The following is a 7,622-nucleotide window of genomic DNA, read 5'->3' as shown; positions in this document are numbered from 1 at the left end:
GCGACAAACCTATTTGGATTTCTGATTCTAAATAGGTTCAGGCGGCAAATCTATTTGGATTTTTGATTCTAAATGGATTCAAGCGACAAACCTATCTGGATTTCAACATCCAGGATAATTCGACAAAAATAGTGATCAAAATATCAGGATTGCTTTTTATAGTGAACGTGTTAGAATAGGAATGTTGTCTTACAACACTGCACCACTTCAGCAGAGTACTGCTCATCGTCCTTTGGGTGCAGTTATTACTAGCATTGCTATAAAGGAGAATGGATATGTCAAATCAACAAAAATCATACGGTGCTAACCAGACACAAGGTTTAGTACGTGGCGCTTTAGTTACCGCATTGTATATCGCTTTAACAATGGTCGTTGCCCCCGTCGCATATGGTCCAATTCAGTTTCGTATTTCTGAAGCTCTGAATTTTATCGGCCTGTATAATCGCCGCTATATTTACTCGATTACACTTGGTGTAATGATTGTCAATTTCCTACAGTCCAATCTGTTGGACGTGGTTGTGGGTGGGTTCCACACTTTAATATCATTACTCATTGCACGTTGGTTAGGTGAAAAAGTCGTTCAGTGGCTGGACGAAAAGGCTAAACATCCCCTTCTCGTTCGTTACATCGTAATGACCCTCGTGTTTACGGCGACCATGTTTATTATCGCTTGGATGCTAATCCACTTAGGCTATGAAAATTATTTCTGGCAAACCTACGGTGTGCTTGCACTATCAGAATTCATTGTAATGACCTTGGGAGGTCTCGCAATGTACTTCTTGATTGATCCACGCATTAATTTTTATCAATAAAATAATGACCAGTAAGTGGGACGACTTACTGGTCTTTTTTCAAGTAAACTTTTGCATTATGATATTGATTTATTAGACATTATCTTGAATAATAGATAACAGACAGGAGGGTATTATGAACGAAGAATATAAACAAACAGTCCTGACCACCGCTCTGTTAGCAGGACGTATTATGATGGAATCCGGATCGGAAGCCTATCGTGTTGAAGATACGATGTTAAGAATCTGTCGACATGCTGGATTTTTAAATGCAGAAAGTTACGTTACTGCTACCGGTATTTTCCTAAGTCTTAATGACCTGACTGGTTCACAGCTACAACAAGCGCGCCGACGCTCTACGAATTTCGAACGCATTGCCAATACCAATCAACTTTCACGTCTATACACTAGCAATGCGATTACATTAGAAGAATTAAATCATCGTCTACAAGAAGTTGACATTAATACCCCCAATTTCCCTTTCTGGTGGAAAATTATTTGCGCAGGGATTGCTTCAACGACCTTAATGATTATTATGGGCGGTTCATATTACGACTTTCTTGCCGCTATTCCAATCGGAGCAGCTGGCTATGTTGTTTCAGTCTTGGTCTCAAAATACACTGGCCTATTATTTATTAATGATCTTTTCGCTTCGATTGTGATTACATTCTTAGTTTTATTATTAGAAAATATGGGGCTTGTCACTGACCGAGATATGTTAATTGTTGGGACGTTGATTCCACTCGTCCCAGGGCTCGCCATTACTGCGGCTTTTCGCGATTTATTCGCAGGGCATTTGCTAACAGGGATTGTTCGAAGTGTCGAAGCCATTATTACCGCCTCAGTGCTCGGTATTGGTATTGCCTTAATGTTAAGTAGTATGTAAGGAGCAAGCGATGGTTTATATTGAACAATTTATTATGTCCTTTATTCCAAGTTTATGCTTCGGAATTATACTCAATGCTCCGCGACGTATCTTAATCCCTTGTGGTTTAATTGGCGGTTGTGCTTGGATTGTAACCTACGCGACGATGCAGGCTGGGATGAATGTTGCGATTGCAACTTTTCTTGGAACCTTAATGATTAACTTCTTATGTGTCTATTTTTCACGTCGGCAAAGAGTTCCAGCCATTATATTAAGTATTCCTGGCATTGTGCCCCTTGTACCCGGAGGTCCCGCCTACACTGCTGTGCGCTATGCTGTAGAAAGCCGCTATATCGAAAGCTTCGAGCAAATATTAATTGTCATTTATGTTTCAGGTGCAATCGCGGTCGGGTTTATGGTTGGAAATATGGTTGAAAGTAAATTCACCCACTATCTCACACGAAATCGCCTAACCCGAACGAAACAACCTTAAAAATCAACCCATGATAAATAACCTTCATGAACTGACCCCCTAAAGTTGGACCAAGAAAAATCCAACTTTAGGGGGTATTTGTATGGCTAAATATCGTTTAGAATTCAAGATGAAAGTGGTCGCAGAGTATCTTTCTGGAACCATCAGCTTAAGATCATTGGCTAAAAAATATCAGTTCAAATCGACTATTCAAATTAGAACATGGATCAACGCTTATCAAACTTTAGGTATAGAAGGTTTAAAACGTTCTCGCAAAAGTAATTCATACAGTGTAGAATTTAAGTTGAAGGCAATTACGTTGTATGAAGCAAGTGAGAAGTCCTATCAAGACGTAGCGAATGAGTTGGGATTAAATAATCCAAGTCTCATTGCTAGATGGCGTCAAGAGTACCATAATCAAGGGGTTGAAGGACTTTCTCGAAAACGAGGGAGGCCACCGATGTCTAGAAATAAACAATCTAAAAACAAAAATCAAATGGATTCTCAGCCACTGAAAATAACGGATTTAGAACGGGCAAACAATCGCATTAAAGAGCTTGAATATGAGCTTAAAATGCAGACCATTAAAAATGAGTACTTGGAAATGCTAAGGAGCTTGCGGCTACAGAAAGCAACGAAGACAAAGCAAGAATCATCCACAAGCTCCGTCAACAAGAAAGATTTACCTTAACTGAGATTCTTGCGGCAATCAACTTCCCTAAATCCACCTATATGTATTGGCAGTCTCAATGGAAAAAACCAGATCCAGATCAAGAAGTAAAAGAAAAAATAATGTCAATCCGTGAGGCACATTCAAATTATGGCTACCGTCGAATTCATGCAAAACTTGTAAAAGATGGCTTGAAAATCAATCGAAAGAAAGTTCAACGCATCTGTCAAGAATTAAAGATTCAAGTCAAAAACTTTGGACGCAAATATCGTCGATATAATAGTTATAAAGGCATTGTCGGACAAATTGCACCCAATCGAATCAATCGTCGATTCGAAAGCTCGATACCGTATCAGAAGATTACGACGGACACAACAGAGTTCAAATACTATGAAGCAGATGATTCGGGCAAGCTTCAAGTAAAGAAATTATATTTAGATCCTTTTATGGACTTGTACAATCTAGAAATCATTAGTTTTAAAGTTTCTCATCAGCCTAATAAAGAAACGATGCTTGAAGCATTAGTGGAAGCGATTGAAGTTTCAAAAGATTGCTCTTATCGACGAACCTTCCATTCAGACCGTGGTTGGGCTTATCAAATGAAAGAATATCAAGCGTTATTGGAAGAACATCAAATATTTCAAAGTATGTCACGTAAAGGCAACTGTTACGATAATGCACCGATAGAGAATTTCTTTGGTGTAATGAAACAAGAGATGTATTATGGAAAAGTTTATCGAAGTTACAAGGAATTGGAACAAGCAATCATTGATTATATTCGTTACTATAACGAAGAGCGAATTAAGGAAAAGTTGAGCTGGTTAAGTCCTGTTGAATATAGACAGGCACAAACTGCTTAAGGATTAAATCCTATACACATAAAAAAGAGACAAGCAAAATATGCTTATCTCTTTGGTCCAACTAATTGGGGTCACTCTATCACCGGTTCTTTCAAGGTGGAGGTTATTTTGATTTTCTCTAACAAAAAACTCAACAGTGTTTATTCACTGTTGAGTTAAACTGTAGCCTCTTATTGATCAAAATCTTTAATTTTCATCAGACGGGTAATTTCTGCCCGCTCATTTTCGTCGAGTTTTAATTGAATATACTTGATCGTTTCTTTCAGATCAGGAATTGTACGCTCTTCTAGCGCGTTTACACGACGGCGTGTGCGTTCAATTTCACCGGCTAAAAGTTGACACGCTTTTTCCAATTCAGCTAACTCTAACATTTTAGGGAGCGCTTCGTTGAAACTTGTTAACGTATCATCTAAATCTGCATTCGAATTCAAGTAACCATACTTCAATTCGTTGTCTTCTTCACCGGAAAAATGCATTTCAGGAACTTTGACACTCAACATATTCTTTCGGTCAACGTCCAAACGGACATCGAATGTCGGAACGAGTGCGATTTGCTCTAAATATTCTTCATGGAGTAATGCTTTTGATAAAGCGAAATTTTGCATACCACGTTTTAAGATGGTTTCAACTTCTTCGCGAAGTTGTGCATTCTCACGAATCATATTAATGAAGCTTTGCATCAACCCATCTTGTTTGTCTTTTAAGATTTTATGACCTTTGGTGGCGACGGCGAGTCTCTCTTTCAATACTGTGAGCTCCATCCGAGTGGGATTCACATTTAATCGAGCCATCGTTCATCACTTCCCTTCAGGCATATATTTCTCAATCAATTCCTCGCTAATACGGGTTAATTCCGTTCTTGGGAGAATACGTAGTAATTCCCAACCAATCTCTAAACTATCTTCAATACTGCGGTTTGTATAGTAACCTTGGTTAACGTACTTCTCTTCAAAAGCGTCTGAGAATTCTAAGTACTTCAAGTCCGTTTCAGTCAGAGCTGAATCCCCTAAAACCGAAGCTAAGCTCTTCGCTTCTTTACCTTGTGCGTAAGCAGAGAAGATTTGGTTCATCGTTGACGCATGGTCTTCACGCGTCTTACCTTCCCCAATTCCGTTATCTTTCAGACGCGAAAGTGACGGCAACACGTTAATCGGTGGTTGTAACCCTTGGTTATATAAATCACGAGACAAGATAATTTGTCCTTCTGTAATATAACCCGTTAAGTCAGGGATCGGATGCGTAATATCATCTTCTGGCATCGTAACGATTGGAATTTGTGTCACTGACCCCGTTGAACCTTCGATACGTCCTGCACGCTCATAAAGCGTTGCTAAGTTCGTATATAGGTAACCTGGGTAACCACGACGACCTGGTACTTCACGACGCGCTGCAGAAACTTCACGTAATGAGTTCGCATAGTTCGTCATGTCTGTCATAATAACTAAGACGTGCATATTCTTTTCAAATGCTAAGTATTCCGCAGCAGTTAACGCCATTTTTGGTGTCGCTAGACGTTCAATCGCTGGGTCATTCGCTAAGTTAATAAAGACTACCGAACGGTCAATCGCACCGGTCTCAGTAAAGTCATTGATGAAGTATTGCGCTTCCTCGAAAGTAATCCCGATGGCTGCGAACACTACCGCAAAGTCTTCATCTGAGTTTAATACTGTCGCTTGACGAGCAATTTGCGCCGCTAACTCTTTATGAGGTAGACCAGACCCTGAGAACACTGGAAGTTTTTGTCCACGAACTAAAGTATTTAAATGGTCAATGGTTGAAATTCCTGTCTGAACGAACTCATTTGGATAGTTACGCATTACAGGGTTAATCGCTGCTCCGTTAATATCAAGTGATTTCTCTGCAATCAGTTCTGGTCCCCCATCACTAATGCGTCCCATTCCATCGAAACGGCGTCCGATCATATCTTCAGACACATCTAATGTTAAAGGTTTGCCTAAGAAACGAACTTTTGCATCAACCTTATTAATTCCAGATGAACCTTCAAATAACTGAACGATTGCTGTGTCACCTTCAGCTTCAAGGACTTGTCCACGGCGAATAGTGCCATCGCCTAATTCAACGTTAACTAACTCGTCGAATTTTACGCCTTCCACACCTTTAACGGTAACTAATGGGTCTACAACAGCAGATAATCCTTTATGTTCTTTTAACATCTTATGCGTCACCTCCATCTTGCACCACTTGACGGATTACCGCATCAATGACTTCGCGAATTTCTCCGTAAGCTGTTTCTACTTGATCTTCATGGATATATTTCATACGTCCAATTCGTTCACGTAATTCTACTGTGCCTTCAATCACATCGGTAATATGCGTTCCGAGCTCTAAGGCGTGTTTCACTTTATCTTCAAAGTGAAGAATCGTTTGAAGCATTTCAGATTGTTTCTTCAAGCTTGTATACGTATCGACATCATCGTAAGCATTTTGTTGTAAGTAGTCGGTACGAATCATTGCTGCAACAAGTAATTTAGCGCGGTCTGAGTCGGAGAGTGAATCTACCCCAACTAGACGAACAATCTCATCTAATTCTGCTTCTTGTTGTAGTAATGAACGTGTATGCGTTACGGCAGCATCCCAATCCATTCCAAGACGCTCGTTTAATTTCTTATTCAAATCTGATGAATAAAGTGAGTAAGAACTCAACCAATGAATGGCTGGGAAGTGACGACGACGTGCTAGCGTAGCATCAAGACCCCAGAACACTTTAACAACACGTTGTGTGTTTTGCGTTACCGGCTCTGAAGTATCCCCACCTGGAGGTGATACCGCACTAATCGCTGTAATACTTCCTTCACGCGCAGGTTGTCCAATCGTTGTAACAAATCCAGCACGTTCATAATATTCTGCTAAACGAGATCCTAAGTATGCAGGGTAACCTTCGTCCCCTGGCATTTCTTCAAGACGACCTGAAATTTCACGCAGCGCTTCCGCCCATCGTGAAGTTGAGTCAGCCATGATGGCAACCGAGTATCCCATATCACGGAAGTACTCAGCAATGGTAATACCCGTATAGATTGACGCTTCACGCGCCGCTACCGGCATGTCCGATGTGTTCGCGATCAGAATCGTACGGTCCATAATTGATTCTCCAGTATTTGGGTCTACTAATTCTGGGAACTCATTAATAACTTCCGTCATCTCATTACCACGTTCACCACAACCTACGTATACGACAATATCTACGTCAGCCCATTTTGCAATTTGGTGTTGTACAACGGTTTTACCCGCTCCGAATGGTCCGGGAACCGCTGCCGCTCCACCTTTTGCAACCGGGAAGAGCGTATCAATAACACGTTGACCGGTAATCAGCGGAGTTGTCGGTTCATGTTTTTCAGCAATTTTACGCGGTTGACGAATTGCCCAACGTTGAATCATATTAAATTCACGGTCACCTTCGGCTGTTTCTAACACATACACGGTGTCTTCAACTTTGAAGTCTCCTTCGTGAATTTCTTTCACAATACCCGTTACACCGATCGGCACCATAATTTTATGGTTAATAACCTTCGTTTCTTGAACTTCACCGATGATGTCACCTTCTTGGACTTTATCACCAACTTTAGCAACTGGCGTAAAGTGCCATACACGGTCACGATCTAATGAAGCCACCTCGATACCACGGGCAATAAATGAACTATTTGATTGTGTCGCAATATCTTTCAGTGGACGTTGGATTCCATCAAACATTGAAGACATCATACCTGGTCCGAGTTCAACTGATAAAGGTTGCCCTGTAGGAAATACCGGTTCGCCCGGTCCGACCATCGATGTTTCTTCGTAAACTTGGATGAAGGCTTCATCTTCACGGATTTGAATAATTTCGCCAACTAATTTCGCTTCGCCGACATAACAAATGTCACGAATTTTGGCTTCTTCTAAACCAGTTGCAGTGACTAGCGGTCCTGAAACTGATTGAATAATTCCGGAATTCAATAATCATACC

Annotated in this window: 7 protein-coding genes; 4 read left to right on the top strand and 3 right to left on the bottom strand. The window is 40.7% G+C overall.

Annotated elements, in window-relative coordinates; all coding sequences use genetic code 11:
- Positions 1 to 275: 275 nt before the first annotated feature.
- The 4 genes from HMPREF9707_RS01285 to HMPREF9707_RS08640 all read left to right on the top strand — a co-directional run bounded on the left by HMPREF9707_RS01285 (position 276) and on the right by HMPREF9707_RS08640 (position 3,658).
- Complete coding sequence (locus HMPREF9707_RS01285; RefSeq protein ID WP_006700921.1) at positions 276 to 812, top strand: QueT transporter family protein; 537 nt, start codon at positions 276 to 278, stop codon at positions 810 to 812.
- 115 nt (positions 813 to 927) lie between these two features.
- Positions 928 to 1,677, top strand: a complete 750-nt coding sequence (locus HMPREF9707_RS01280; RefSeq protein ID WP_006700920.1) for a threonine/serine exporter family protein — start codon at positions 928 to 930, stop codon at positions 1,675 to 1,677.
- Positions 1,678 to 1,687: 10 nt separating this feature from the next.
- Entirely contained in the window at positions 1,688 to 2,149 is a 462-nt protein-coding gene (locus tag HMPREF9707_RS01275; RefSeq protein WP_006700919.1) for a threonine/serine exporter family protein, read from the top strand.
- 82 nt (positions 2,150 to 2,231) lie between these two features.
- Positions 2,232 to 3,658 (top strand): IS3 family transposase gene (locus HMPREF9707_RS08640; protein WP_415751407.1). Its coding sequence is split into 2 segments (ribosomal slippage): positions 2,232 to 2,796 and positions 2,796 to 3,658, totalling 1,428 coding nucleotides; the frame shifts between segments, so codons are not numbered across the junction.
- 170 nt (positions 3,659 to 3,828) lie between these two features.
- Here HMPREF9707_RS08640 and HMPREF9707_RS01260 read toward each other — a convergent pair.
- Genes HMPREF9707_RS01260 through HMPREF9707_RS01250 form a run of 3 tightly spaced genes read right to left on the bottom strand, consistent with a single transcriptional unit; the run spans position 3,829 to position 7,612 of the window.
- Complete coding sequence (locus HMPREF9707_RS01260) at positions 3,829 to 4,449, bottom strand: V-type ATP synthase subunit D (protein WP_006700917.1); 621 nt, start codon at positions 4,447 to 4,449, stop codon at positions 3,829 to 3,831.
- Positions 4,450 to 4,455: 6 nt separating this feature from the next.
- Positions 4,456 to 5,832: a V-type ATP synthase subunit B gene (locus tag HMPREF9707_RS01255; protein ID WP_006700916.1), complete on the bottom strand. Its 1,377-nt coding sequence runs from the start codon at positions 5,830 to 5,832 to the stop codon at positions 4,456 to 4,458.
- A gap of 1 nt (position 5,833) precedes the next feature.
- The gene (locus HMPREF9707_RS01250; protein ID WP_006700915.1) at positions 5,834 to 7,612 is read right to left on the bottom strand and encodes a V-type ATP synthase subunit A; all 1,779 of its coding nucleotides are present in this window, start codon (positions 7,610 to 7,612) and stop codon (positions 5,834 to 5,836) included.
- Between the last annotated feature and the right edge of the window lie 10 nt (positions 7,613 to 7,622).

The sequence above is a fragment of the Falseniella ignava CCUG 37419 genome (genome assembly GCF_000301055.1).
Taxonomy (GTDB): domain Bacteria; phylum Bacillota; class Bacilli; order Lactobacillales; family Aerococcaceae; genus Falseniella; species Falseniella ignava.
This window is presented reverse-complemented; position numbering and strand designations above follow the sequence as displayed.

What these genes read in the sequence shown, in the direction of transcription:
- HMPREF9707_RS01285 (WP_006700921.1), top strand. Translation starts at nt 276, where the DNA reads ATGTCAAATCAACAAAAATCATACGGTGCTAACCAGACACAAGGTTTA.
- HMPREF9707_RS01280 (WP_006700920.1), top strand. Translation starts at nt 928, where the DNA reads ATGAACGAAGAATATAAACAAACAGTCCTGACCACCGCTCTGTTAGCA.
- HMPREF9707_RS01275 (WP_006700919.1), top strand. Translation starts at nt 1,688, where the DNA reads ATGGTTTATATTGAACAATTTATTATGTCCTTTATTCCAAGTTTATGC.
- HMPREF9707_RS01260 (WP_006700917.1), bottom strand. Translation starts at nt 4,449, where the DNA reads ATGGCTCGATTAAATGTGAATCCCACTCGGATGGAGCTCACAGTATTG.
- HMPREF9707_RS01255 (WP_006700916.1), bottom strand. Translation starts at nt 5,832, where the DNA reads ATGTTAAAAGAACATAAAGGATTATCTGCTGTTGTAGACCCATTAGTT.